25 protein-coding genes are annotated in these 24,995 nt (G+C 35.8%); 15 read left to right on the top strand and 10 right to left on the bottom strand.

The features are described from left to right. The first annotated feature begins 122 nt into the window (after positions 1 to 122). Both pepT and DDY94_RS08525 read left to right on the top strand, forming a co-directional pair. Positions 123 to 1,355: a peptidase T gene (gene pepT / locus DDY94_RS08530; protein ID WP_111683679.1), complete on the top strand. Its 1,233-nt coding sequence runs from the start codon at positions 123 to 125 to the stop codon at positions 1,353 to 1,355. A gap of 54 nt (positions 1,356 to 1,409) precedes the next feature. Beyond that, complete coding sequence (locus DDY94_RS08525) at positions 1,410 to 2,009, top strand: YdeI/OmpD-associated family protein (RefSeq protein WP_111683678.1); 600 nt, start codon at positions 1,410 to 1,412, stop codon at positions 2,007 to 2,009. A gap of 60 nt (positions 2,010 to 2,069) precedes the next feature. Here the strand turns inward: DDY94_RS08525 and yajC are convergent, their stop codons facing one another. The 4 genes from yajC to DDY94_RS08505 form a co-directional block, all read right to left on the bottom strand. Then, entirely contained in the window at positions 2,070 to 2,360 is a 291-nt protein-coding gene (gene yajC / locus DDY94_RS08520) for a preprotein translocase subunit YajC (RefSeq protein WP_111683677.1), read from the bottom strand. A gap of 9 nt (positions 2,361 to 2,369) precedes the next feature. Beyond that, positions 2,370 to 2,927 (bottom strand): DUF1573 domain-containing protein, encoded by a 558-nt coding sequence (locus tag DDY94_RS08515; RefSeq protein WP_111683676.1) that lies wholly within the window; start codon positions 2,925 to 2,927, stop codon positions 2,370 to 2,372. 124 nt (positions 2,928 to 3,051) lie between these two features. Next, complete coding sequence (gene nusB / locus DDY94_RS08510) at positions 3,052 to 3,963, bottom strand: transcription antitermination factor NusB (RefSeq protein ID WP_111683742.1); 912 nt, start codon at positions 3,961 to 3,963, stop codon at positions 3,052 to 3,054. Positions 3,964 to 4,086: 123 nt separating this feature from the next. After that, positions 4,087 to 5,190: a Glu/Leu/Phe/Val family dehydrogenase gene (locus tag DDY94_RS08505; protein ID WP_111683675.1), complete on the bottom strand. Its 1,104-nt coding sequence runs from the start codon at positions 5,188 to 5,190 to the stop codon at positions 4,087 to 4,089. 131 nt (positions 5,191 to 5,321) lie between these two features. Between DDY94_RS08505 and DDY94_RS08500 the strand changes: the two genes are divergently transcribed. The 3 genes from DDY94_RS08500 (at position 5,322) to DDY94_RS08490 (ending at position 10,128) form a co-directional block, all read left to right on the top strand. Then, entirely contained in the window at positions 5,322 to 7,079 is a 1,758-nt protein-coding gene (locus tag DDY94_RS08500) for an ABC transporter ATP-binding protein (RefSeq protein WP_111683674.1), read from the top strand. Positions 7,080 to 7,141: 62 nt separating this feature from the next. After that, positions 7,142 to 7,531, top strand: coding sequence for a PUR family DNA/RNA-binding protein (locus tag DDY94_RS08495; RefSeq protein WP_111683673.1), 390 nt, complete (start codon positions 7,142 to 7,144; stop codon positions 7,529 to 7,531). 86 nt (positions 7,532 to 7,617) lie between these two features. Then, positions 7,618 to 10,128, top strand: a complete 2,511-nt coding sequence (locus DDY94_RS08490; RefSeq protein WP_111683672.1) for a M14 family metallopeptidase — start codon at positions 7,618 to 7,620, stop codon at positions 10,126 to 10,128. Between the two features lie 181 nt (positions 10,129 to 10,309). Here DDY94_RS08490 and DDY94_RS08485 read toward each other — a convergent pair whose 3' ends face one another. Beyond that, entirely contained in the window at positions 10,310 to 10,645 is a 336-nt protein-coding gene (locus DDY94_RS08485; protein WP_111683671.1) for a tRNA-binding protein, read from the bottom strand. Positions 10,646 to 10,676: 31 nt separating this feature from the next. Between DDY94_RS08485 and DDY94_RS08480 the strand changes: the two genes are divergently transcribed. Together DDY94_RS08480 and DDY94_RS08470 are read left to right on the top strand one after the other, a co-directional pair. Beyond that, entirely contained in the window at positions 10,677 to 11,231 is a 555-nt protein-coding gene (locus DDY94_RS08480; RefSeq protein WP_111683670.1) for a thioredoxin family protein, read from the top strand. A 268-nt stretch (positions 11,232 to 11,499) separates the two neighbouring features. Next, entirely contained in the window at positions 11,500 to 12,024 is a 525-nt protein-coding gene (locus DDY94_RS08470) for a GNAT family N-acetyltransferase (RefSeq protein ID WP_111683668.1), read from the top strand. Positions 12,025 to 12,098: 74 nt separating this feature from the next. On the opposite strand, the gene DDY94_RS08465 is transcribed toward DDY94_RS08470, so the two are convergent. Continuing rightward, on the bottom strand, positions 12,099 to 12,824 hold the full coding sequence (locus DDY94_RS08465) for an energy transducer TonB (RefSeq protein WP_111683667.1): 726 nt from the start codon (positions 12,822 to 12,824) through the stop codon (positions 12,099 to 12,101). A gap of 91 nt (positions 12,825 to 12,915) precedes the next feature. Then, entirely contained in the window at positions 12,916 to 15,066 is a 2,151-nt protein-coding gene (locus DDY94_RS08460; protein WP_111683741.1) for a TonB-dependent receptor, read from the bottom strand. Positions 15,067 to 15,201: 135 nt separating this feature from the next. Between DDY94_RS08460 and DDY94_RS08455 the strand changes: the two genes are divergently transcribed. Further along, positions 15,202 to 15,876 carry a lysoplasmalogenase gene (locus DDY94_RS08455; RefSeq protein WP_111683666.1) on the top strand — a complete coding sequence of 225 codons (675 nt, stop codon included), beginning with the start codon at positions 15,202 to 15,204 and terminating at the stop codon, positions 15,874 to 15,876. 2 nt (positions 15,877 to 15,878) lie between these two features. Here the strand turns inward: DDY94_RS08455 and DDY94_RS08450 are convergent, their stop codons facing one another. Then, positions 15,879 to 17,150, bottom strand: coding sequence for an NAD(P)/FAD-dependent oxidoreductase (locus DDY94_RS08450; RefSeq protein WP_111683665.1), 1,272 nt, complete (start codon positions 17,148 to 17,150; stop codon positions 15,879 to 15,881). A 124-nt stretch (positions 17,151 to 17,274) separates the two neighbouring features. Between DDY94_RS08450 and DDY94_RS08445 the strand changes: the two genes are divergently transcribed. Genes DDY94_RS08445 through DDY94_RS08435 form a run of 3 tightly spaced genes read left to right on the top strand, consistent with a single transcriptional unit; the run spans position 17,275 to position 19,448 of the window. After that, positions 17,275 to 17,769, top strand: a complete 495-nt coding sequence (locus DDY94_RS08445; RefSeq protein ID WP_111683664.1) for an RNA polymerase sigma factor — start codon at positions 17,275 to 17,277, stop codon at positions 17,767 to 17,769. 4 nt (positions 17,770 to 17,773) lie between these two features. Continuing rightward, positions 17,774 to 18,406 carry a hypothetical protein gene (locus DDY94_RS08440; RefSeq protein WP_111683663.1) on the top strand — a complete coding sequence of 211 codons (633 nt, stop codon included), beginning with the start codon at positions 17,774 to 17,776 and terminating at the stop codon, positions 18,404 to 18,406. A 10-nt stretch (positions 18,407 to 18,416) separates the two neighbouring features. Then, positions 18,417 to 19,448 carry a hypothetical protein gene (locus tag DDY94_RS08435; protein WP_111683662.1) on the top strand — a complete coding sequence of 344 codons (1,032 nt, stop codon included), beginning with the start codon at positions 18,417 to 18,419 and terminating at the stop codon, positions 19,446 to 19,448. On the opposite strand, the gene DDY94_RS08430 is transcribed toward DDY94_RS08435, so the two are convergent. Further along, positions 19,445 to 20,251: a lysophospholipid acyltransferase family protein gene (locus tag DDY94_RS08430; RefSeq protein ID WP_111683661.1), complete on the bottom strand. Its 807-nt coding sequence runs from the start codon at positions 20,249 to 20,251 to the stop codon at positions 19,445 to 19,447. The genes DDY94_RS08435 and DDY94_RS08430 overlap by 4 nt on opposite strands. 48 nt (positions 20,252 to 20,299) lie before the next feature. After that, a complete protein-coding gene (locus tag DDY94_RS08425; protein ID WP_111683660.1) occupies positions 20,300 to 20,941 on the bottom strand; it encodes an NUDIX hydrolase in 642 nt (213 codons plus the stop codon). Between the two features lie 2 nt (positions 20,942 to 20,943). Here DDY94_RS08425 and DDY94_RS08420 point away from each other — a divergent pair, with 2 nt between their 5' ends. The 4 genes from DDY94_RS08420 to DDY94_RS08405 all read left to right on the top strand — a co-directional run bounded on the left by DDY94_RS08420 (position 20,944) and on the right by DDY94_RS08405 (position 24,993). After that, the gene (locus tag DDY94_RS08420) at positions 20,944 to 21,645 is read left to right on the top strand and encodes a peptidylprolyl isomerase (protein ID WP_111683659.1); all 702 of its coding nucleotides are present in this window, start codon (positions 20,944 to 20,946) and stop codon (positions 21,643 to 21,645) included. Next, positions 21,645 to 22,310 (top strand): DUF6630 family protein, encoded by a 666-nt coding sequence (locus DDY94_RS08415; RefSeq protein WP_111683658.1) that lies wholly within the window; start codon positions 21,645 to 21,647, stop codon positions 22,308 to 22,310. Before DDY94_RS08420 ends, DDY94_RS08415 begins: the two co-directional genes overlap by 1 nt. A 100-nt stretch (positions 22,311 to 22,410) precedes the next feature. Beyond that, the gene (locus DDY94_RS08410; RefSeq protein ID WP_111683657.1) at positions 22,411 to 24,555 is read left to right on the top strand and encodes a M3 family metallopeptidase; all 2,145 of its coding nucleotides are present in this window, start codon (positions 22,411 to 22,413) and stop codon (positions 24,553 to 24,555) included. A gap of 21 nt (positions 24,556 to 24,576) precedes the next feature. Next, positions 24,577 to 24,993 (top strand): hypothetical protein, encoded by a 417-nt coding sequence (locus DDY94_RS08405; RefSeq protein WP_111683656.1) that lies wholly within the window; start codon positions 24,577 to 24,579, stop codon positions 24,991 to 24,993. The last annotated feature ends 2 nt before the right edge of the window (positions 24,994 to 24,995 follow it).

Here is a 24,995-nt window from a genome sequence, read left to right as displayed (position 1 = left end):
TGATTAATAGCGTTTCAATAAAAATAAAATATATTTATTTAGTAACCAATAATTTAAAAAGTATTTCAATTCTGTTTAATGTTTCATCGCAATAGTTCTTATTTTTGGTAAAAACTTTAAACATGCAACACATTATTGACCGCTTTATCAGCTATGTTACTATAGATACGGAGTCAGACCCAAATTCTGAAACTACACCAAGTACGGCCAAACAATGGGATTTGGCAAATAAGTTAGTTGAGGATCTAAAGGCTATTGGTATGAGTGATGTTAGTATAGATGATAACGCTTATATAATGGCAACACTGCCAAGCAATGTTGACCATGACGTACCGACTATTGGATTTATATCTCACTTCGATACATCACCAGATTTTACTGGCGCTAATGTGAACCCACAAATTGTTGAAAATTACAACGGGGAAGATATTGTTTTGAACGCTGAAGAAAACATCGTTTTATCGCCTGATTATTTTGAAGACCTATTATTATATAAAGGTCAGACTTTGATTACGACAGATGGAACAACCCTACTTGGAGCTGATGACAAGGCTGGTATAACAGAAATTGTTACTGCCATGGAGTACCTTATCAATCATCCTGAAATTAAACACGGAACTATTAAAGTTGGATTTACGCCAGATGAGGAGATTGGTCGTGGTGCCCATAAGTTTGATGTTGAAAAATTTGGAGCTGATTGGGCTTATACCATGGACGGAAGTCAAATTGGTGAATTAGAATATGAAAACTTTAATGCCGCCGGGGCAAAAATTAAGGTGAAGGGAAAAATAGTTCATCCCGGCTATGCTAAAGATAAGATGGTAAACTCAATGTATTATGCCACCGAGTTTATTAATGCCTTGCCAAAAATGGAAACACCTGAAAATACCGAAGGATACGAAGGTTTTTTTCATCTGTATAAAGTTGAAGGAAAAGTTGAAGAAACAACTTTGCAGTATATTATTAGAGACCACGATAAAGATAAATTTGAGGCCAGAAAAGCTTTAATGGAACGCATTGCTTACGATCTAAATCAGAAGTATGGTAAGGAAATTTTTGAACTCGAAATAAAGGATCAATATTTCAATATGAGGGAAAAGGTTGAACCTGTTATGCATATTGTTGATATTGCCGAAGAAGCTATGAAATCTTTAGGTATCGAGCCTCTTATCAAACCTATCCGTGGCGGAACTGATGGGTCGCAATTATCTTACATGGGATTACCTTGTCCAAATATATTTGCTGGAGGTCATAATTTTCATGGGCGATATGAGTATGTCCCTGTAGAAAGTATGCAAAAAGCTGTAGAGGTAATTTGCAAGATTGCCGAGCTAACGGCTCAAAAATCGAGCTAGCAACATTTCTATTTCTTAACTTACCGGTCTAACTAATATCAATTACGCAGTCTTATGAAAAAAGTATACTCAGTAGAAGAATATATTGAAACAAACTCTCATTTTGGCGAAGAACTTACTATACTTCGAGACGTCATAAATTCGACAGAACTCGACGAAACTATTAAATGGAGTGCTCCGACGTATTGCCTCAATGGCAAAAATGTAGTTGGTTTAGGTGCTTTTAAAAACCATTTTGGTGTTTGGTTTTTTCAAGGTGTCTTTTTGAAAGACGACCAAAACGTCTTAGTAAATGCGCAGGAAGGTAAAACTAAAGCCTTAAGACAAATACGTTTTGAAAGCAAGGCAGATATTAATAAAGATTTGGTGTTATCTTATGTGAAAGAGGCTATTGCTAATCAGAAGGCAGGCAAAGAGATTAAACCTCAACGTCAATCTAAGCCTGTGGTTGTTCCTTCAGAATTAGAAGCTGCATTTAATTCGAATGCCGACCTCAAGTCAGGATTCAATGCCTTAACTCCTGGGAAGCAACGTGAATATTGTGAGTACATCGATCAGGCAAAGCGCGAAGCGACCAAACACTCGCGTATAGAAAAGATCACACCAATGATCATTAATGGTGTTGGCCTTAATGATAAATACAAAAATTGCTAAATAAAAAAAGCCACTCAATCCGAGTGGCTTTTTGATATTTTTAAAGCATTGAATTCACTTTTACTTCGCCTTGGCTGGAGCATTTAGCTTTTTACTCATCTCCATTGAAATTGCAGAGCGTTCAAACTTAATTTTACCTGCTGACGTTTCAATAACACAGCTATGATCTTTTTCGTTTAAATCTACAACCTTCCCATGCATACCACTTTTGGTAATAACACGGTCTCCGCGTTTAAGCTCATTTGCAAACTTTTTTTCTTGTTTCTGGCGTTTCAGTTGTGGTGCAATCATAAAGAAATACATCACAGCAAAAATGGCTATAAACGGTAAAAATGATCCTAATCCTTCCATTTAATTCAATTAGTTGTGGTTATGACCTTCGTGACCTGGTTGAGTTGATGTCTTTACTTGAGTTGTACCTCCAGTAGAAAGCGGGTTAATTGTTGCTTTACCTGGCTGCCTTTGAGGAGCGTTTGGATCTTGCTCAACCATTGCAGTGATCTTCACAACCTCTGTACCTTTCTCGGTATTTGTAGTCATGGTCAAAGATTTAGAAACTTTTCCATTTCCTTTACCATTAAACTTCACAGTAAACTGACCTGTTTGACCAGGTGCTACTTCTTTAGTGTAGTTTGAAGGTACTGTACAACCACATGTACTCTTAATGTTACTTACTACTAACATTGAATTACCTGTGTTTGTGTACTTGAAGATAGTTTCAACCGGCGTACCATTCACTATGGTTCCGAAATCGTGCTCCATCTTGTCCATTTCCATCACTGGGAAGTTGCCAGCATTAGCATCTCTTTCAGCTGCCACAGCAACATTTTCCGAATTCACTTTACTCGCTGCATTATCTTTACAAGATGTAAAAGCGATCATACATAAAGCACTAAGTCCTAAGATTACCTTTTTCATTACTTATATTTTTTAATTAATATACTCTATTTTTTCAGTTGGCTAAGGTAATAATTATTCCCAGCAATTAAAATTTTTAGCCTGCTCTTAACAGGTTTCTGCCAGAATAACGCTACAAGCCATACTACATTAAACCTCTACCTGCTTTTGGATATAAATTTTGTGATTGATATTCCTTGACGATTTTATCCAGTATTCCGTTGATAAATAAACTACTTTTTGGTGTGGAATATTCCTTGGCTATCTCGAGATATTCATTTATTGTTACCTTATGTGGAATGGATGGGAATTTTTGAAATTCACACAAAGCCATTTTCAATAATAACCCGTCTAAACTGGCTAAACGTTCTGTATCCCAGTTTGTAGTTTTCTTTGATATCTCCTCATCAAATTTTGAATTATTAAGAATGGTCTTTTTGAAAAGTTCCTTTGCAAACTCCTTGTCTTCCTCATCCTTATATAGCTCTGGCAATAATTTTGTTTCAGGTGAAGTTAGCTTTACCTTGCGAAGTAGTTTTAACAATACTGTATTCACAACTGGAAAATCATCAACCCAGGTTAACTTTTTGTCTTCAAAATAATCAAAGAGCTTATCGTTAGGCGCAATAATCTCGGTGTAGATATCGATAACAAATTGCTGATCTTGTTTGAATCCATTTTCTGGTGAATTCAAATACCTATCATACAACGCACTAGTTCTAATGGTTTTGAAAAGAATGTCGACATATTCAAAATCGAGATGCCAGAAATTCAATTTTCGTTTAGTAATGACCTCTTGAAGCATTTTGTTATTACTAATTAAATTTAGCAATTGATTGTCTTCAAACTTTGTATTTGGGTTGCGGTCCGAGTCAGAATTAAGCAGTTTCTTTTGAAGCTTAGAATTGTAATCCTTACTCTTTTTATGAATTTCAGTAAGTAATGCGATGATTGTGAGATATAAATCTAGCATACCATCGAGACTATGAAGTAAAAACTTTTCGTCTTTAACCAAATCGTCACTTTCATGACCTTTAAAAGCATACAATGATTGCATGACTTTTATTCTAATGTGTCTTCTATTGAGCATCTAGAAAGAACGGCGTTACGTAGGTTATTAAAAAAGGTGAACCACTAAGATTCACCTTGCAAAAATACTATTATTTAATTCTGAAAAAAATTATTTAGAGTTTTCTCTTTTACGTGTATCAATACGATCTCGAGCAATACTAAACGCAGCTTCGTGTGTTGTTATCGCATTAGCTTGAGCATTTTCAAGAATCTCTAAAGTTGTATTATAAATATTTTCAGTTTTACGCATTATTTCTTGTCTGTCGTAGTTCTCTAACTCAGCATAAACATTGATAATTCCACCTGCATTAATCAAAAAGTCTGGAGCATAAACAATACCTCGTTCTTGTAGTAATCTACCGTGTTTATTTTCTTCTGCTAACTGGTTATTTGCAGCGCCGGCAATTATTTTTGCTTGCAACTTATGGATTGTTTCGTCATTGATCGTTGCGCCTAAAGCACATGGTGCATAAATATCCATGGCTTCGCTGTAAATATCGCTACCGTTATAGATATTAACGCCGTACTTGGAGCTCACTTCTTCTAAGCGTTCTTGACTAATATCAGCAATCGTGACCTTAGCACCTTCATTACTTAAGTGCTCTACCAATGCTTCACCAACATTTCCAATACCTTGAACAAATACCTTCTTATCTTCTAAAACATCTGAACCAAATTTAAATTTAGCAGCTGCTTTCATTCCCATAAACACACCATAGGCCGTGATTGGAGACGGGTTTCCTGCACCACCTTTATTTTGAGAAATACCGGTTACATATGGCGTTACCTCTCTTACAGTATCCATATCAGCAGTTGCCATACCAACGTCTTCAGCTGTAATATATCTTCCACTCAAAGAGTGAACAAACTCGCCAAAGCGACGCATTAATTCCGGTGTTTTTTGAGTTTTAGCATCTCCTATTATTACGGCTTTTCCACCACCAAGGTTTAATCCGGTAATTGCAGATTTATAGGTCATTCCTCGAGATAAGCGTAAAACGTCATTTAACGCTGCCCACTCATTTTCATAATTCCACATTCTGGTACCACCAAGAGCAGGACCTAAAACCGTATTATGGATGCCAATTATAGCTTTTAAACCAGTATCTTTGTCGTTACAAAAAACGATCTGCTCATGGTCATCAAATGAGTTTTGACCAAATACTGGATCCGCTTTTGAAAGCTCCTTAGAGCTTATGATTTCTGAAGTCATTGAGATTTAGATTAAGGCTGTTTGAAGATTATCTAAAAACAGCGAGCAAAAATAAATTATTATTAGAGGATTAGCAAAATATTAACGTTGAAATAAGATAATCGTAATACTTTTGACTGACCAAACGCACAATGAAAGCACTCAAGCATCTTAATAAATATTTTTATAAGTACAGATACCGATTAATCATCGGTGTTATAATCACAGTCGTAGCAAAGATCTTTGTTCTTTTTACACCACGATTTGTTGGCGATGCCATTAATGTCATTTCCGACAGATTAGGTGGTAAGATCTCTTATGAGGTTTTTAAAACGGCCTTAATTACTGATATTGCCTATATCGTCGGTGCTGCTGTAATTGCTGGTTTATTTACCTTTTTAATGCGTCAGACCATAATTAATGTATCTCGTTACATAGAGTATGATCTAAAGAATGAGATCTACCAGCATTATCAGGTGTTGTCTCTAAATTTTTACAAGTCGAATCGTACTGGTGATCTCATGAATCGCATCAGCGAAGATGTTGGAAAAGTAAGAATGTATGCCGGCCCAGCATTAATGTATAGCATTAATACGGTAACCTTATTTACAGTGGCAATAATTTACATGATTAGTACAGCACCAAAACTAACATTGTATACGCTTTTACCACTGCCAATTCTTTCAATAGCTATTTATAATTTAAGTAGACTTATAAATAAAAGAAGTACAATCGTTCAACAGTCATTGTCGACTTTATCAACTTATGCACAGGAAACCTTTAGTGGTATTTCAGTAATTAAATCATACGGAATAGAACCGAAAACCAATTCAGAATTTGAAGATCTTTCGATAGAAAATAGACAGAAGCAAATTAACCTTACTAAAGTTCAGGCCTTATTTTTTCCGTTAATGATCTTACTCATCGGGATCAGTAATCTCATTGTGATTTACATAGGAGGTTTACAATATATGAATGGTGAAATTGAACAGATTGGTACTATTGCTGAATTTATCATTTATGTAAACATGCTTACGTGGCCCGTAGCAACCGTTGGTTGGGTGACTTCATTGGTACAGCAAGCCGAAGCATCACAAGAACGTATCAATGAGTTTTTGAAAACGGAGCCTGAAATTCAAAATAAAAACAACACATTAACCCCAATAAAGGGAGATATCGATTTTAAGAATGTGTCTTTCACCTATCCGGATACTAATATAGAAGCACTGAAAAATGTTAGTTTCACTTTAAAATCTGGTCAAACTCTAGCCATACTGGGTAAAACAGGCTCAGGAAAATCTACAATTCTCGATCTCATAGGCCGTCTATACGATATTGATAACGGAAATGTAATGGTAGACGGACTGAACATTTCAGACCTCAACCTTATAAGTCTGCGAACAAGCATTGGTTATGTGCCGCAGGATGCCTTTTTATTTTCTGACACGATCAAAAACAATATCAAGTTTGGGAAAGAAGATGCCACTGATGAGGAGGTGTATGAGGCGGCAAAAAATGCAAGAGTACACAAAAACATCATTGGATTTAAGGAAGGTTATGATACAATTTTGGGAGAACGTGGAATAACACTATCGGGTGGCCAGAAACAACGTGTTTCTATTGCTAGAGCCATCATTAAAAAACCTGAAATTCTTCTCTTCGATGATTGCCTCTCTGCTGTAGATACCGAAACTGAAGAAAAAATCCTTAAGAATCTTGTTAAACTTACCAAAGACAAAACAACAATCATTGTGAGTCATCGCGTATCTTCAGCTAAAAATGCGGATCATATAATTGTTCTTGAAGATGGTGAAATAATTCAGAGCGGAAACCATGAAAACCTCATAAATGTTGAAGGTTATTACAAGGAACTTTATACAAAACAGCTCTCCGAAAAAGAAATACAATAAAATATTTGTTAGTTTACTTTTTTTTTAGATTTTTGAGTGGAAATTTAAAAAAAGCCTGATTTATGAGCGACTATGGAATGATGGATAAAGAAGAGATATATTCAAAAGTTTTACGCGCAGGAAGACGAACTTATTTCTTTGATGTTAGAGCGACAAAAGCCGGAGATTACTACTTAACCATAACTGAAAGTAAAAAATTCACGAACGACGACGGTTCCTTTCATTATAAAAAGCATAAAATTTACCTGTACAAGGAAGACTTCTCTGAGTTTAGAGAAATTTTAGCTGAAATGACCGATTATATTATTAGTGAAAAAGGTGAAGAGGTCATTAGCGAGCGTCATCAAAAAGACTTTAAACGCGAAGATGATTTTGTAGCGCAAGAAGCAAAAACACCTGAAGACACGCAAGGCACAGATAGTTTTACCGATATCAGTTTTGAAGATATTTAGAAAACAATTCTGTTAAATTATAATAAAAAACCGTTACGCTTCGTAACGGTTTTTTTAATTTTAGCACTTCACCAACTTTTAATTTTATGCAGCGCTCTGCCCTATTTTTCATTTTAGTCGTATCGACTTTTTTTTCATTTTCACAAACCGATTTATCTTATTATCTCCCTCAGGATGTACAGTACAACCCAAGTATACCAACACCTCAAAGTGTGATTGGTCACGAGGTTGGCGAATGGCATATCACCCACGATAAGCTTGTTCAATATATGTATGCTTTAGCCGATGCTTCTGATAGAATTACGATTGAAGATCGTGGCAAAACCTTTGAGGACAGACCCATAATCCTTCTAACCATTACCTCACCAGCTAATCATCAGAATTTAGACAATATTAGAAGTTCGCATGTTTCTGCTACCGAATCTGATGTAGCAAATGCAGACAATAGACCAATTGTCGTTTATCAAGGGTTTTCTATTCACGGTAATGAACCTAGCGGCGCCAATGCTGGTTTAGCCGTGGCCTATTATCTCGCGGCAGGAGAAGGTCAGAAGATTGACGACCTATTAAATAATACGGTTATCCTTTTTGACCCTTCTTTAAATCCAGATGGTCTGCAACGCTTTGCGTACTGGGCAAATACCAATAGGAATGTGAATCTTAATCCAGATCCAAATGACAGAGAATATAGCGAAGTTTGGCCTGGCGGACGCACAAATCACTATTGGTTTGATCTCAACAGAGATTGGTTACCAGCACAATTACCTGAATCTAGAGCACGAATTGAAACGTTTCACAAATGGATGCCTAATATCCTCACAGATCATCATGAAATGGGCACAAATTCAAGTTTCTTTTTTCAGCCCGGAATTCCTTCAAGAACGCATCCTTTGACACCTAAGATGAATCAGGAGCTCACGAAAGGAATTGCTGAATATCATGCCAAAGCTCTCGATAAGATCGGTTCTTTATATTATTCTGAAGAGAGTTTCGACGATTTCTACTATGGAAAAGGCTCTACCTTCCCAGATATTAATGGTGGAATTGGAATTCTTTTTGAACAAGCTAGCTCTCGTGGACATGTTCAGGAAAGTAATAATGGCTTATTAACTTTTCCATTCACGATAAGAAATCAATTCACAGCAGCATTATCTACACTTGAAGCGGCTAATGGCATGCGTAAAGAGATTTTAGAATATCAACATAATTTCTACAAAAACGCTCGTAATGAAGCTTCAAAAGAAGGTAACAAAGCCATAGTTTTTGGAGATGAAAAAGATGCAGCAAAGACTTACCATCTGGCTGAAATTTTAAAGCGTCATAAGATCAAATTTCACGATATCAAATCTGATTTCACCAAGGACGGAAAGACCTACAAAAAAGGTTATAGTTACATCGTTCCTAAAAATCAGAAAAATACACGTCTCATAAATGCCATGTTCGAAAAGCGCACGACGTTTCAAGATAGTTTGTTTTATGATATATCGGCATGGACTTTCCCTTTAGCGTTCAATTTGGATTATGCTGAAACAACAACAACTAATGCTGGAGATGAAGTAGTGAATCTAAAACATCGCGAAGGTGGTGTGACTTCAAAAAGTGAATACGCCTACCTTTTTGCATGGAATGAATATTACACTCCTAAACTTCTAAATAAAATCCTCAGAAAAGGATTGAGAGCCAAGGTTAGCATGAAAAATTTCAATGCTAATGGGAAGTCGTATGAATACGGAACCATCATGGTACCTGCAAAAAATCAGAACCTATCTACGAGTGAGTTATATTCATTTTTAAATAAAGCGGCCAAAGAAAGCCACGTTACTATCGATGCTGTTTCTACAGGTTTAAATGACGGAATTGATCTTGGTAGTAATAATTTTAGAACGCTTAGTCTTCCAAAAATTGCGCTTCTCGTCGGTGATGGTATGACCTCTTACGATGCCGGTGAGATTTGGCATTTACTAGATACGAGGTACGATATAATTGCAACGAAGTTAGATACAAAGAATTTTGGACGTGCCGATCTTAGTCGATACAATACCATAATTATGGTGAATTCCTTTTCAGGGTTAAATGACGGAAATACCGAAAAATTAAAAGGCTGGATTCAAAATGGTGGCACTCTAGTAGCTTATAGAAATGCCGTTAGATGGTTGAATTCAAAAGAATTAATGAAAGTTGATTTCAAAAAGCGCAATTCTATTGAAGCTAAAGACATCACCTTCGAACAACGTGGCAATTTTAGAGGAGCCCAAGTCATTGGTGGTGCCATTTTTGAAACTGATATTGATCGGTCACATCCTATTAGTTTCGGATTTAAGAATGATAAATTGGCTATGTTTAGAAACACAACCCTATTTATTAAGCCTAGTAAAAATAGTTATGACAACCCAATACAATACACTAAAAACCCATTATTAAGCGGTTATATTTCTGAAGAAAATTTAGATAGTCTCAGCCTTTCAGTGCCACTAAAAATTGGACGTATTGGTCGCGGTAAAATCGTTGCTTTGACAGATAATACTAACTTCAGAGCGTTTTGGTACGGCACAAACAAACTACTAATGAATGCCATTTTCTTTAGAGGACAGATGTAGTTATACGTATTTAGTGTAAAGTTATAAGTTGTAAGTTATAAGTTGTAAGTTGTAAGTTGTAAGTTGTAAGTTATGAGTTTTTAGTGTGATATTATTTGCATAACGCCTAAAGCATACTGCTTGCGGCCTGAAGCTTTGAGTGATTTTACGTGTAAAATTTTATCGAGAAGTCCCCATTTACCTAAGACACTTGAGACCCATTTTTAACTAGTGACTCCGGATGTAATAAAAACACATCATTCTCCTTTACTGCACCCATAACTAAACACTCACTCATAAAATTAGCAATCTGTTTTTTCGGAAAATTCACCACTGCAACAATTTGCTTATTCAGTAGATCTTCTTTACTATATTGCGTGGTAATCTGAGCGGAAGACTTTTTAATCCCCAGATCCCCAAAGTCGATGGTGAGTTGATACGCAGGTTTTTTGGCATTCGGAAAATCATTAACCTCTAGGATAGTTCCAACACGTAAATCGACCTTCGTAAAGTCTTCAAATATTATTATATTATCCATGCTTTAAAATTATATAAAACTTCTTAAAATAATGGCATTAACACCTTCAAATATGTTGCCTCTTGGCACCAAAGCACCAGATTTTAATTTAGTAGATACTAAAGATGATCAAATTAAATCACTCCATCAATTAAAAGGCGATGTTGGCACTTTGGTTATGTTTATTTGTAATCATTGCCCTTTCGTTATTCACGTTAACGAAGCACTGGTAAAATTAGCTAATGATTATGCTTCAAAAGGAATTTCAACCATCGCCATTTCTAGCAATGATGTTGTAAACTACCCACAGGATGGGCCTGATAAAATGAAAATTCATGCAGAGGCTAACAATTACCCTTTTCCTTATCTATACGACGAAACCCAAGAAGTAGCCAAGGCCTATGATGCAGCTTGTACACCGGATTTCTTTCTGTTCGACAACGATTTGAAGTTGGTTTATGCAGGGCAACTAGATGGCTCTCGACCTGGTAATGGTGTTCCTGTAACAGGAGAAGATTTAAGGTCTGCTATGAGTGCCTTAGTTAATAATAATTCTATTGATCCCAACCAGAAACCAAGTATGGGCTGTAACATTAAGTGGAAGTAAGGATTTTACATGACAGAAGAAGAAAAAAATGTTCAAAAAAGAAAATTAATGCCTCTAAGCAACTCTGAATCTTTATTATTTTTCTTTTTGCCTTTTAGATTTTCGGGGCGCGCTAAATGGGAAAATAATGATTATAACACATCAGAAATTCAGAGGTTTAAAAAATATGGGTTCGATCTTAAACTAAAACAGGCCAAACAACTGACAGTCTATGGCAGACTTTTCTACCTTAGCTTAACTATTATAATTATTTATTTCGTCAAATAGTATGAATATAAAAATCGAAACCAAACGCCTCATCCTAAGACCCGTTACAATAAATGACGCACAGGGCTTTTTTGAAATGGATTCTAATCCAAAGGTCCATGAATTTTTGGGTAAAAATCCTGTGAAATCCATTGAGCAATCGCGGTCAATGATCGACGATGTTCTAAAACAATATGAAGATTTTGGTATTGGTCGTTTGGCTATAGAAAAAAAGGACACTGGCGAATTTGTGGGTTGGTCGGGCTTAAAATATGAACGCGTAGTTCGAAAAGAATTCAACTATTATGATCTAGGGTATAGACTTAAAGAAGAATTTTGGGGTCATGGTTACGCCACTGAAGCAGCCTTAGCTTCTCTTGAATACGGATTTAAAGATCTGAAGTTAGAAGAAATAAGTGCAGCAGCTGAAAAAAAACATACTGCATCAAATGCAATTTTAAAGAAAATCGGTTTGATCCCTTCAGGCACATTTCAATTTGAAGGCACCACCTGCAATTGGTATACACTAAAAAATAAGTTTATATAAATAGCAAAACCCCTTCTAAAAAGGGGTTTTGTCATCAATCAAAAATTTATCTAAACCAAGTATTACTGTTTAGTTTATTGTTGTTCTAACTTAAAGTTAATAGGTATACTGTAAGGTACGTTAACAGGCTTTCCTCTTTGTTTACCAGGTACCATTTTTGGTAATAATTCAATGATACGTTCAGCTTCAGTTTCTAATAAATGATTAGGACCTCTACTCTTAATACCAGTAACCTGACCGTGTTTATTTATTTTGAATAATACAAATACACGTCCGTGAATATTCAATTCGGCAGCTGCTTGTGGGTATCTAAAGTGTTTCTGTAAGTGCTCGTTCATTTTTTGTTGGAAACAAGCTCTTAATTCATCATTATTACCTGTACATCCTGGGAATTGGGGTACACGCTCAATAACTGCAAAAGGTACTTCTATATCTTCTTCTATTTCTTCAACTTCTACTTCTTCTACAGAAACAACGCGCTCATCAATAATGTCGTCCTGACCAATTTCTGTACTCTCTATAAAAGTTTCTTCAACTTCCTCAACATCATCTACTATAGTTATAGCTTGTGTCACCACTTGCTTAGGAGGAGGTGGTGGAGGGATATTAATTGTCGTAATTGGAATATCTTCTTCAAGCTGCTCTGTCAACATTAAGATATCTATCTTAGTCGCTTCTGATTCGTAAGTCTTATGTTCTAATCCTAAGTATGTAAGGAGTAACATTACGTTTAAGCCAACAGCAAAATATAAACTGCTGTTTCGACCTACATTGGCTTTTGGGTTCTTCTTGAGTTCCATGACGTTTTAATTTATACCTTAAAGTTACCCATCATAAAGCATAAATCTTATGACAAAAGTCATGTTTGCCTCATAGCCAATATTTTATAGATTATAAATTGTTTAATTGATTGTCTTTTCCGTCTTCACTTATGGTCCAGAAAAAGCCTATAAAAAAGAACTGGTCAGCACCCGGGCGAATGGCTCTTCGGTTAAATTGTCCATTCAAATCTGGTGTATCGGCATATTGATAATTATTTATGTTTTTAAACCCTAAAACATTATTAACCGAAAAGTATAAGATTTTTTGTTGATCTAATAAATAGGCCCAGTTAAGACTCAAACTATTGAAAGCCTTAGTGCGCTCGGTTAAAAACCCGCCTCTATTAGGATTGGTATAAGGCCTTTCTGATGCAAAAGCATAAGCTAATCCAACCTGACTTTTCCAACTTTCAATCCAATATTTACCTACAACTGAGAAATTATGGTTAGTAGCAAAATTGGGCTGTGCTGAATTTTGAAAATTCCGGTAGTCCCGTTCAGTATCTAAATATGAATAGCTGATCCAATAGTCCAAATTCTTTATACTTGTATTATCTCGCCAGAACAAATCAACACCTTGAGCAAATCCATCGCCATTTGAATTATACTCACTATCAAACGTTGTAAACTCCGAATCGAACTTTACTAAATGATCGTAATCTTTCCTATAGGCTTCAGCGCGAAAAATTTTACCATCATTAACGTATTGATAGTTTAATATATAATGAGTGGTTTTTTCGGCACGTAGATTTTGTTCGAACTTTAAGATTGAATTATTCGGGTTCTGAAAAAAGTTACCGTAGGCCAAAGATACCTGACCGTTTTTTGAAGTTTTATAAGCTAAGGCTGTTCTGGGTGCTATTTCAAAATCATTAAATATAGAGCTGTAGTCTGCCCTTACACCAACTTTTAAAGCCAGATCTTTAGAAAAAATGAGGTCTGCCTCAGCAAAGCCAGCGGTAATATTATTATTAAATCCGTAGTTTTCATTGATCCCTGTATCCTCGAATTTTTCGTCAAAATCAGTAATAAATTGTTCCGTACCGAAGCTCAGTTTAAATCTACTGTTGAAGCGTTTTTTCAATTTTAACTTAACATGTGCCGAGTTTTCAGTATCCCTAACATCACTGGTCATAATCCCAATTTTATTTCGTGCGTAGGTATAACTAAGACCTGTATTGAGTGTCCAGCCGTTTCCTAAAACGCCTTTGTACGAGGTATTAACGTAAAAGTTTTTGTTGTTCAGACTGAAATCTAAGCCTTCTTCAAAATTGATATCTTCCTGTGTGGTGGCCAGATCGGTGAAATCAAAAGCCGCATAAAATTTAAGTATTCCGCTATCAAAAATTTGTCGGTAGACAGTTTCGCCTTGAGCGGCCTGAAGCGGCCTGTCCCAGTTATTCCTATTATTGAAGATATCAAAGTAGGGTCCCAAATTTACATAGGACGTATTGAAGCTTAACGAAGATTTCTCCCATTTTTGAGTATTACCCAAACCTACACCTACAGACATTATACTTATATCCGTTTTCTCTTGAATAGGTTCGTTAATGGTATTCAGAAGTAGAACACTAGATAGTGCTTGTCCGAATTCAGAAGAATATCCACCGGTTGAAAACGTAATTCCATCAAATAAAAATGGTGAATAGCGACCTCTTGTTGGAAGGTTATTGGTTGTTGGCGTATATGGCGTAAATACTCTTATGCCATCAATAAAGATCTGCGTCTCTTCGGCATCACCTCCACGCACGAATAGCCGTCCATCTTCTGCAACATTGGACGTTCCTGGAAGCGTCTGTAAGGCACCCACAAAATCACCGAGAGCGCTAGCCGTCGTTACTACATCTAACGGTTTTAGCACTGATACTTTGCTATTGTCGTTCGCTTCAAACGTACCGGCACTCAAAACAACAGCATCTAAAGATTCTACATCTTCACGAAGTTTAATTTGAAGATTAGAAAGTTTATTGACCTCTTCAACAATGGTTTTAGTTTCAAAAGAGAGAAAAGAAACAACTAGAGCTTGTGTTCCTTCTTCTTCAGTAGTAAAAAGAAATTCGCCATTAACATCAGTTGTAGCGCCATCATAAGTACCATCTAAGTAGACATTGGCACCTTCAATGGGCTGGCTTTTATTATCCATCACTTTTCCTGAAACTGTTGTTTGACTATGCAAAACTATGGATACTAAAAAGATTAAAATTTTGGTTAGTGTTTTCATTTTTTGATTGGTAATAACTGTTCGTAATTTGATTGTTGAACAAAATTCTAGCATTTATAGTTGAATAGAAATTGTATTTTACCGAACTGTTATAATTCTATGACGAATTGATTTTATCATTAATACCACTATTTGATGCTAACTAATATCGAGAAACAATTCACTATCCTGTTCTTTGTTATTGTCCTTTTTGAATTGTTGACGGGAAGTACCGAGACTTTACAATATGCCCACTACATCGCAAAACCAGCAATTGTAGTGAGTTTAATTTTTCTATTTCTAAAAACCTCCAAAGGGCTCAACAGAGCCATTATTAATTTAACCACAATGGCCTTGATATTTTCGCTTCTTGGCGATACCTTATTAATGTTCGTTGATCGCTCTCCACATTTCTTTACTTTCGGATTGGTTGCATTTTTGCTCGCACACCTTATGTATATCCTTGTATTCTTAAAGCACAAGAAACTCTCGCGAGCAATATTTGGATTTATTGTAGTTCTGCTGGTTTATGCATCCGGATTGTTTTATTTGCTTAAAGATGGATTAGGAGACATGCTAATTCCGGTAGTAATTTATATGGTCGTTATTTTAAGCATGGCAGCAACAGCATTCCTGAGAAGGCAAAAAGTAAATAAATGGAGTTTTAATCTTGTGTTTTTAGGTGCCTTATGTTTTATGATTTCCGATAGTATTTTGGCTTTAAATAAGTTTTATCAACCGATTCCCATGTCTCATATAAGTATAATGGTCACCTATGCCCTTGCTCAGTATCTCATTGTTATTGGAATTTTAAAAAGTAAAGACGCCTAGAATTACTTTTTAAATGGCCTAATGATGAGTCGTGCCGCTTTATCAAAATTGATGTAATTGTAAGTCCAGTTGAAAAGCACCACCACTCTATTTCTAAACCCTACGAGTGCCATGAGGTGAACAAACATCCAAACAAACCATGCAAAAAACCCAGCAAACTTATAACGTTTAAGGTCTACTACTGCCTTGTTTCTTCCAATAGTTGCCATTGATCCCTTATCATGATAGCTAAAGGCTTTCATGGGTTTATTATTAATTAGTTTTAGGAGATTTTTACCTAACAAATTCCCTTGTTGAATAGCTGGTTGTGCCACCTGAGGATGACCAGAAGGATATTCGTCTGTAGTCATTAATGCAATATCACCAATCGCAAAAATATTATGGTATCCTTCCACTTGATTATATACATTAACCCGATATCTATTCGCCTTGTCAACAAGTGTTTCTGCCTTTAAACCATCAACAGGAGCACCAGTTACACCAGCTGCCCAAATTAGGGTTTGAGATTGCATTTCGAGATCAGAATTTGTTTTAACATTAAGACCATCGTAGTCTTGCACATAAGTATTACAATGCACCTTCACGCCTAAATCCTTTAAAAATTCTTCTGCTTTTTTGGAGGCATGCTCACTCATTGGAGGCAATACACGCGAATTACCTTCGAGCAAGTGAATTGTCATATCACTAGGATCGAGATCACGGTAATCTCTTGGTAAAATATGGTTTTTTAGTTCAGCAATAGCACCTGCAAGTTCTACGCCGGTTGGACCTCCACCAACGATTACAAAATTCAGAAAGGCGTCTCGCTCTTTTTCGGTATCGGCGATGGCTGCTTTTTCAAAATTTTGCAATATCAAACTGCGAATATTCAATGCCTGAGGCACAGTCTTCATCGGCATACTGTTCGATTCAACCATTTTATTACCAAAAAAATTGGTTTTGGTTCCAGTAGCGATAACCAAGTAATCGTAAGAAATTGTTCCGATGCTGGTTCTTATCTCGTTTTTTTCAGGAGAAATATGTTGCACTTCCGCTAGGCGAAAAAAAGACGTTTTATGCTTTTTAATAATCTTCCTTAAGGGATAAGCTATAGAATCTGGCTCGAGTCCAGAACTTGAAACTTGATAAAGCAAAGGTTGAAAAGTGTGATAGTTGTGCTTATCGATTAATACAACCTGAATATTTTTATTCGCTAATGTTTTTGCTAAATTTATACCAGCAAAACCGCCACCTATTATAACAACCCTTGGTAATTTAGACTCAGGAATATTCATAACATTTGTGGTTAAATTTGCTCTTACAAAAATACGATTTAAAGATCGAAATTTATACTTTTTAATGAATTGTGTAACATTATTAAAAGTCTTACTACTAATAGGCAACTAACCATTTCATCAATTGAATAAAGAACTCGAACATAGTTTTGTTGAGCAGTTGCAAAAGCATCAAAACATTGTACATAAAGTGTGTCGTTTATACACTAACAATGCTGATGCTCATAACGATCTTTTTCAGGAAATAACCATTCAGCTTTGGAAGGCTTATCCTAAGTTTAGAGGCGACTCTAAATTTAGTACCTGGATGTATCGCGTAGGTTTAAATACCGCAATAACGCTTTATCGAAAATCGAAACGTCGAATTAACACACAAGAATTTGAAAATGTTCAGTTTAAGATAAAAGCAGAAGAATATGACGATACTGAAGAACAGCAATTAAAATTGTTGTACAAAGCAGTACATCAATTAAATGATATTGAAAAAGCATTGGTTTTTTTATATCTAGAAGATAAAGACTATAGAGAAATCAGTGAAACTTTAGGGATAACCGAAGTAAACGCACGTGTTAAAATGAACCGTGTAAAAAAGAAATTAAAAACAATATTAAATCCGTAGGCTTATGGATGAATTAGAATTATTAAAGAAGGACTGGCAAAGTGGGGAGACCGACTTTAAGAGTTATACGGACTCTGACATTTACCCAATGTTGCATCGAAAATCGTCTTCAATTGTAAAAACATTGTTTTACATCAGTATAGGCGAATTAGTTTTTTGGCTACTTGCATCAGTTTTACCCTATATGCTTTCGACTACCTTTAGAGAAAAACTCGACGAAAGCTATGAAAACCCGCTCTTCATCGGAATTAGTATTTTCAGTTATTTAGTAATTCTATTATTCATTTATTTATTATTCAGGTCGTATAAGGGCATCTCCTCTACCGACAGTGCTAAAAAATTAATGGAGAGCATATTGAGAACCCGTAAGATCATAAAGTTCTATGTGATTTTTAATCTAACCTTGTTCTTCTTGTCAATTCCGTTATCACTTTATTTTGAATATCAAGACAATCCTGAATTTCATCAACAAATTGTTGAAGCAAGCACCACACAAATGTTGGTATTCTATGCAGTTTCGGCTTTTACTGCTGGCTTTATCATACTAATTTTATGGCTGTTTTACAGACTTATATATGGTATTCTTTTAAAGCGATTAAATAGAAATTACAAGGAATTAAAGAAGCTTGAAGTATAATTAATTAAAAGTGAACTCCTCCTTAAATATTAATAAAGGCCTATTAGTTTTTGGGGTGCCACTTTTATTAATTTCATCAGTAGTAGCAATTGTATTTTCACCGTTTTTTAATACGCATTCAAGTGTTTTAATTCTAGCCATTACTTTAGACTTAGTAATAACCATTCCCTTAATCTATTTCTTGCTCATAAGAAAAACTTCTATCCCTAAAATAACGGCCATACCATTAATCATTTTGGGTGTTATCATCGGTACAGTAATTTTACCTGAAGAAAACCAAACATACCTAAATGGCTTCAAGACTTGGATTCTTCCATTTATAGAACTTGGCATCTTAAGTTTCGTAATCTATAAAATCTATAAGGCTCAACAACGCTATAAACAAAAGAAGAAGAATGGAGCATTCGACTTTTTTACTACTTTAAAAATGACTTGCAGTGAAATTCTGCCAAAAGCAGTTGTAATGCCAGTTGTTACTGAAATCTCAGTATTCTATTACGGATTCATTTATTGGAAAAGAAGACCTCTAAAATCAAACGAATTTAGTTATCATAAAAATACGGGTACGATAGGTCTTTTACTAGTCTTTAAATTGATCATTGCCGTAGAAACAGTGACCATTCATTTTTTACTATTAAAATGGAATTCGCTCGTTGCTTATATTGTTACTGGATTAAGTGTTTATACTGCAATTCAAATAATAGGATTCCTTAAATCGATGATTAAAAGGCCTATTACTATTGATAATCATAAAGTTTACCTGAGATATGGTATTATGAACGAAAGTGTTATTGATTTAGATGATATCAGTTCTATTGAATTATCGACTAAAGAGATCGAAACAAATAAATCAGTTAGAAAACTGTCTATATTAGGAGCTTTGGAACCACACAATACCATCATCCATCTAAAAACTGAAAACGTTCTTAATGGATTATATGGAATAAAACGATCTTTTAAAGTATTGGCTCTGCACGTGGATAAAAATGCAGATTTTAAAAACTACCTTGAAGATATATTAATTCAGAATTCACAGGATTAATTAACCCAATCTCTAAGTTCACGGTTCATGCGTTCTTTTTCTTCTAATTCTTCTTGTGGAATCACTTTTAAGAACGATGGGTGTTGCTCTATTGCATATTCGATCTTTTCAACAATTTCTGCTATCGATTCGTTTTCGTAATCGATTACTAGAGGCTCCTTTACCTCAAAAGATTGATAAATATTTTTCTTTTTAATTCGGAGTCCTTTTTTGTCGAATGAACGTCTAAAACCGTCTATTACGATAGGTACAACGATTGGCTTGTATTGCTTAATAATATGTGCTGTTCCTTTTCTGATTGGCTTGAAGGGCGTGGTCGTTCCTTGTGGAAAGGTAACTACCCAGCCATCGTCGAGCGCTTTTTTAATATTGCTAATGTCGCTCATTTTAACCTGACGATTCACATCTTGTCCTTTAGACCTCCATGTGCGCTCAATACTTATCGATCCGGTGTAGGCAAATATCTTTGGTATAAGTCCAGATTTCATCGTTTCCTTAGCAGCTACGTAGTACATATTTAGCTTCGGATTCCATAAATAACCTACATTTTTAATACTGTCTAACCGTCCATTCAAACTTGCATTAAAGACATGGAACATAGCGATCACATCTGCAAAATAAGTTTGATGGTTTGAAATAAATAGAACGTTTGTGTCAGGTAAATTTTTTATGATCTCAGAGCCTTCAATTTGAAGCTCATTAAACCCTCTAAACCGTTGATGCGTTAATAGACCTAGGATTCTAATCAGCCACTTTTTTACCCAAAGTACGTGTCCAAAAGGATTGGTTTTAAATAAACCCATTGTTAGTTATAGATATTTATCAGGAACAAATGTAACAAATATGATGTGCTATAGCACTTGTTTTAACAAGTCTTTTACTTCGCCAAGCATCATTGCTGTGGCTCCCCAAACGATATGACCATTTAATTTAAAAGCCGGCACATCGACCTCAACATTAAAAGAGGTTGGTACTCTTGTGGTTATAATATTCGATTCATCTAAGAAATCTAAAAGTGGTACCTCAATGATGTCTTCAACCTCCTCATCCTGTTTAATAAAGTTCGGGGTAGTTTCAGAAATTGCAAAAAATGGATGTACAATAAAATTACTCGGTGGTATGTATAAAGGCGATAATGCTTTAATAACATTGAGGTCTCTTTCTGGCACTCCTACCTCCTCCTCTGTTTCCCGCAGAGCAGTCACCATAAGATCTTCATCTGTTTCTTCATACTTTCCTCCAGGAAAACCCACCTGCGCCGAATGAACGCCTTTATAGGTTTTTCGCAAGATCAATACAAGAAAGGTTTCACCCTTCAAATTAGGATAAAATAATGCCATTACGCCAGCAACCTTGGCCGTTTTAGCGCGTTCTCGCATGCGCTCTGCTAATTGTAATCGATATGGTGGTGACATTTTAGCGTGCGATACTTCTCCAAAAAGTTCGAGATGTTTTATTTTTACTACTGATTCTAAGAACGTATTAAATAACATGTATGAAAATTAGATGGATTGTTATTAGCTTTTTGATCCTATGCAGCTGTGAAGATAAGCAAACTTCAAAACAATCAAATGCTCCAAAATCTAAAGATTCTATTGTAGAGCAGGTTAAAGAAATTCCGAAGAAAACCACAGCATCAGAATATCCCATTTTAACGGATGATAATGCTATGGAGTATTTTTTGGAGTATGAAAAAGTAAACAAGGAGGATAAAGTGAGAATCACCACAGATTACGGAACTATTGATATTCAACTCTATGATAAGACAAAGTTTCACCGTGCCAATTTTATATACCTAACGAAACGCAAATATTTCGACGGAACGCAATTCTACAGAGTAGTTAAAAACTTTGTGATTCAAGGTGGAAGTAGTGATGATTACAACATCGCGAAACGTCGCAGAAAGATTGGCAAATACCTTTTACCTCCAGATACTAAACGCGGGTACACTCATAAGCGTGGCGCGGTCTCTATGCCGAGTAGCGAAATTGAGAACGCCTATAAGTTAGCATCTCCTTTTCAGTTTTTTATTATCAACCGTACTGGCGGTGCAGATTATCTAGATAAGGACTATACCGTATTTGGTGAGGTTATTCGCGGTATGGATGTTGTTGATGAGATCAATAGTGTTGAGACCGATGAGGGTGATTGGCCACTGCATAATGTGTATATCAGAAAGATCGAAATTATTGATTAATGGAAATAAACTATTTAATCAAATTATTGGTCTTAGCAGGGCTTGCCGTGCTGTATTTTGTTTTTAGACAAAGTCAAATTAAAGCCGACAAAAAAACCAAGGCAATAATTGATCGACATAAAACTAAACGATCACCTATTTGGCAACCTCCTGAGTGGACTCAACAAGAAAAAGAAGATCAGTTCGTCTACTTAAATCAGCTTGTTCATCTGCTTATTAGTCCGATTGAAGCGAAGGGTATTTTGAACACAATTACAAATCGAAACAAGCAACGTGACCAACATAATAATTACTGGCACATTTCTCATGAATTGGTATGCCAAGAAGTAATAGATTATCAGATTGAACATAATATATATATGTATGGATACTTTGACGTTAAATCTCCTTCTACGGAATTAAATCGATTTATAACAGAGGCAATTAAAACAAAGTATCATCTTGATGTCGACTTTCAAAAATCTATAGACTTAGACCAATACAAGTTCATTCATGACGCATTTGAACATTTTGAAGAGGTACTTCAACCCTACGGAATTTCTTTGCGCAATATTGATATGAATACTGATTCTTATACTATAATTCTGGTAAAAACAGAACAATTACCTGAGGTAGAAACACTTATTGAAAAAATGAGACTCAAACTACATCGTGTTCAGCCATAAGACAGTAGTCCTCATACTAAGCTAATCAATTAATCGTTTTCATAAAATCCTCAATTTTCTTTTTATTACCTTGTCTAATAATTTTCAAAAGCTGATTAAAATGAATTCAAAATTTCTAAAAACTGCCATTTTAAGCAGTATAGTTTTATTTTCAAGTTGTAAAGAAGAACCAAATACAGACGATAAATTAATGACGGACAATATACTCCTACAGGAATGGGATGGTCCATTTGAAGGCGTCCCTGCATTCGACAAAATGAAGGTGGACGATGTGAAAGAAGCAGTTGAAACCGGAATGGAATTAAATTTAAGCGAAATTGAAGTCATTGCCAACAATGATGAAGACCCTACCTTCGAAAATACCATTGTTGCTATGGAAAGTTCAGGTAAGGCACTGAACAGAGTATTTACTTATTATGGCATTATGAGCAGTAATATGTCTTCACCAGAATTTAGAGAAGTTCAGGCGGAGCTAGCACCGAAACTATCTGATTTCAGGTCAAAAATTCTTCAGAATGAAAAACTATTCCAACGTATCAAAGCGGTTTATGATGAATCACAGAAAAACCCTTTGGGTGCACAAGAACAACGCGTGGTTGATTTGATCTACAAACAATTCGAAATGAACGGGGCTAATCTTGATGCTGAAAAGAAAAAACGGTACGCAGAGATTAATAAAGAACTTTCAACCCTCTACACAAAATTTTCTAACAATGTCTTACACGATGAAGAGAATTATGTCACCTATTTAACTAAAGACCAACTCGGTGGTTTGTCTGATGGTTATATAAAATCTGCAGCTAAGATCGCTACAGATAAAGGCCAAGACGGTAAATATGCTGTAACGAACACACGTTCTTCTATGGATCCATTTCTTAGGTATTCTACAGAGCGAGAACTTCGTAAACAAGTTTGGGAAAACTACTATTCTAGAGGTGACAATGGGGATGAGTACGACAATAATCAGATTATTGCAGATATCCTTAAACTTCGAAAGGAGCGCGTAGCACTTTTAGGGTATGATAATTATGCTGAATGGCGACTGCAAGACCGAATGGCCAAGCATCCCGACAATGCCATGGATTTAATGCTTAAGGTTTGGCCGGCATCTATTGCACGCGTAAAGGAAGAGGTTGCAGACATGCAGGCCGTTGCCGATGAGCTAGGTGATAACATAACCATCGAACCTTGGGATTATCGTTTTTATGCTGAAAAAGTACGCAAGAAAAAATACGACCTCGATAGTGATGAAGTAAAACAATATCTTCAATTAGATAAGTTAACTGAAGCCATGTTCTATGTTGCAGGTGAAATTTTTAACTACAACTTTACACCAGTTGAAGAAGGATCAGTTCCTGTTTTCCATGAAGATGTTAAAGTATGGGAAGTCACAGATAAAGATTCTGGCAAGCACATCGGACTGTGGTATTTAGATCCATACGCACGTGAAGGCAAACGCTCTGGTGCCTGGGCAACCACGTATAGAGATTATACTACTTTTGAAGGTGAAACCAATGTGTTGGCGTCTAACAATTCAAACTTTGTAAAACCAGCACCTGGAGAAGCGGTATTGGTGTCATGGGACGATGCGACAACATTCTTCCACGAATTTGGTCATGCTTTGCATTTCTTTGCTGCCAACGTTAAATATCCAACCTTGCAAGGTGGCGTAAGAGATTACACAGAATTCCAGTCGCAATTATTAGAACGTTGGTTGTCTACAGACGAGGTGATCAATCAATACCTGGTACATTATAAAACCGGTGAGCCTATTCCTGCTGAACTCGTCGCAAAAATTAAAAAAGCCTCAACGTTTAATCAAGGATTCGCAACAACAGAATACTTGGCTTCTGCGCTTATTGACATGAAGTTACATTTGGCAGACCCAACCGATATTGATATCGATAAATTTGAGCGTGAAACATTAGACGAATTAGGGATGCCTAGCGAATTACCAATGCGACATAGAACACCTCATTTTGGTCATGTCTTTTCAGGTGAAGGTTATGCTACAGCATATTATGGTTATATGTGGGCAGATGTATTAACAAGTGATGCCTCTGAGGCTTTCAAAGAAGCACCTGATGGATTCTATGATAAGGCCATGGCTGAAAAATTAGTGAAGTATTTATTTGCGCCACGAAATGCCATGGATCCTGCGGAAGCTTATAAAAAGTTTAGAGGAAGAGACGCCAAAATTGAAGCTTTAATGCGTGATAGAGGGTTTCCTGTTCCTCAGAGTTAGAATAGCTATTGAACAGATGTGATGGAATATCTCGAAGTAGAACATCTTAAGGCTCAATACAAGAAATACAATATCAAAATATCCCAAGGCTTCGGAGAATTGAGGGAAGACACATTTTTTGTAACCTTAACGATTGGCAGCAAGTCTTGGGATATTCTTATCGATGATGAATTTAAAGATTTCGGCAAACACAATGCAGTATTCGATTGGTTTATGGTACTCTACGCCTTGGAAACTTATGAAGAATGCGAGGATATGTTAGAATGGAGTAACTATTATGGCCTAGAACCTAATAATCTCATTGATTATTATAAAAACTTAGCGACTACCTACAGGGAGATTGAAGGCATTATAGGTCCGATAGATCCCTTAATTTCTTCATTTAACTACACTTTAAGAACTGGAGTTGTTGATGCCTTAGAGACCATCAAAAATTAAAA

Origin of the sequence: Winogradskyella tangerina, from assembly GCF_003260205.1 — a bacterium.
GTDB classification, from domain to species: domain Bacteria; phylum Bacteroidota; class Bacteroidia; order Flavobacteriales; family Flavobacteriaceae; genus Winogradskyella; species Winogradskyella tangerina.
The sequence above is the reverse complement of the archived record's forward strand: the minus strand, read 5'-3'. Positions and strand labels throughout refer to the sequence as shown.

Excerpts from the sequence above, each read along its gene's own strand:
- DDY94_RS08430 (WP_111683661.1), bottom strand. The coding sequence starts at position 20,251 with ATGGGTTTATTTAAAACCAATCCTTTTGGACACGTACTTTGGGTAAAA.
- DDY94_RS08485 (WP_111683671.1), bottom strand. The coding sequence starts at position 10,645 with ATGGATAATATAATAATATTTGAAGACTTTACGAAGGTCGATTTACGT.
- DDY94_RS08465 (WP_111683667.1), bottom strand. The coding sequence starts at position 12,824 with ATGGAACTCAAGAAGAACCCAAAAGCCAATGTAGGTCGAAACAGCAGT.
- DDY94_RS08455 (WP_111683666.1), top strand. The coding sequence starts at position 15,202 with ATGCTAACTAATATCGAGAAACAATTCACTATCCTGTTCTTTGTTATT.
- nusB (WP_111683742.1), bottom strand. The coding sequence starts at position 3,963 with ATGCAATCATTGTATGCTTTTAAAGGTCATGAAAGTGACGATTTGGTT.
- DDY94_RS08515 (WP_111683676.1), bottom strand. The coding sequence starts at position 2,927 with ATGAAAAAGGTAATCTTAGGACTTAGTGCTTTATGTATGATCGCTTTT.
- DDY94_RS08440 (WP_111683663.1), top strand. The coding sequence starts at position 17,774 with ATGGATGAATTAGAATTATTAAAGAAGGACTGGCAAAGTGGGGAGACC.
- DDY94_RS08415 (WP_111683658.1), top strand. The coding sequence starts at position 21,645 with ATGGAAATAAACTATTTAATCAAATTATTGGTCTTAGCAGGGCTTGCC.
- DDY94_RS08460 (WP_111683741.1), bottom strand. The coding sequence starts at position 15,066 with ATGAAAACACTAACCAAAATTTTAATCTTTTTAGTATCCATAGTTTTG.
- DDY94_RS08450 (WP_111683665.1), bottom strand. The coding sequence starts at position 17,150 with ATGAATATTCCTGAGTCTAAATTACCAAGGGTTGTTATAATAGGTGGC.
- DDY94_RS08470 (WP_111683668.1), top strand. The coding sequence starts at position 11,500 with ATGAATATAAAAATCGAAACCAAACGCCTCATCCTAAGACCCGTTACA.
- DDY94_RS08495 (WP_111683673.1), top strand. The coding sequence starts at position 7,142 with ATGAGCGACTATGGAATGATGGATAAAGAAGAGATATATTCAAAAGTT.
- DDY94_RS08410 (WP_111683657.1), top strand. The coding sequence starts at position 22,411 with ATGAATTCAAAATTTCTAAAAACTGCCATTTTAAGCAGTATAGTTTTA.
- DDY94_RS08405 (WP_111683656.1), top strand. The coding sequence starts at position 24,577 with ATGGAATATCTCGAAGTAGAACATCTTAAGGCTCAATACAAGAAATAC.
- DDY94_RS08420 (WP_111683659.1), top strand. The coding sequence starts at position 20,944 with ATGAAAATTAGATGGATTGTTATTAGCTTTTTGATCCTATGCAGCTGT.
- pepT (WP_111683679.1), top strand. The coding sequence starts at position 123 with ATGCAACACATTATTGACCGCTTTATCAGCTATGTTACTATAGATACG.
- yajC (WP_111683677.1), bottom strand. The coding sequence starts at position 2,360 with ATGGAAGGATTAGGATCATTTTTACCGTTTATAGCCATTTTTGCTGTG.
- DDY94_RS08525 (WP_111683678.1), top strand. The coding sequence starts at position 1,410 with ATGAAAAAAGTATACTCAGTAGAAGAATATATTGAAACAAACTCTCAT.
- DDY94_RS08425 (WP_111683660.1), bottom strand. The coding sequence starts at position 20,941 with ATGTTATTTAATACGTTCTTAGAATCAGTAGTAAAAATAAAACATCTC.
- DDY94_RS08500 (WP_111683674.1), top strand. The coding sequence starts at position 5,322 with ATGAAAGCACTCAAGCATCTTAATAAATATTTTTATAAGTACAGATAC.
- DDY94_RS08490 (WP_111683672.1), top strand. The coding sequence starts at position 7,618 with ATGCAGCGCTCTGCCCTATTTTTCATTTTAGTCGTATCGACTTTTTTT.
- DDY94_RS08480 (WP_111683670.1), top strand. The coding sequence starts at position 10,677 with ATGGCATTAACACCTTCAAATATGTTGCCTCTTGGCACCAAAGCACCA.
- DDY94_RS08505 (WP_111683675.1), bottom strand. The coding sequence starts at position 5,190 with ATGACTTCAGAAATCATAAGCTCTAAGGAGCTTTCAAAAGCGGATCCA.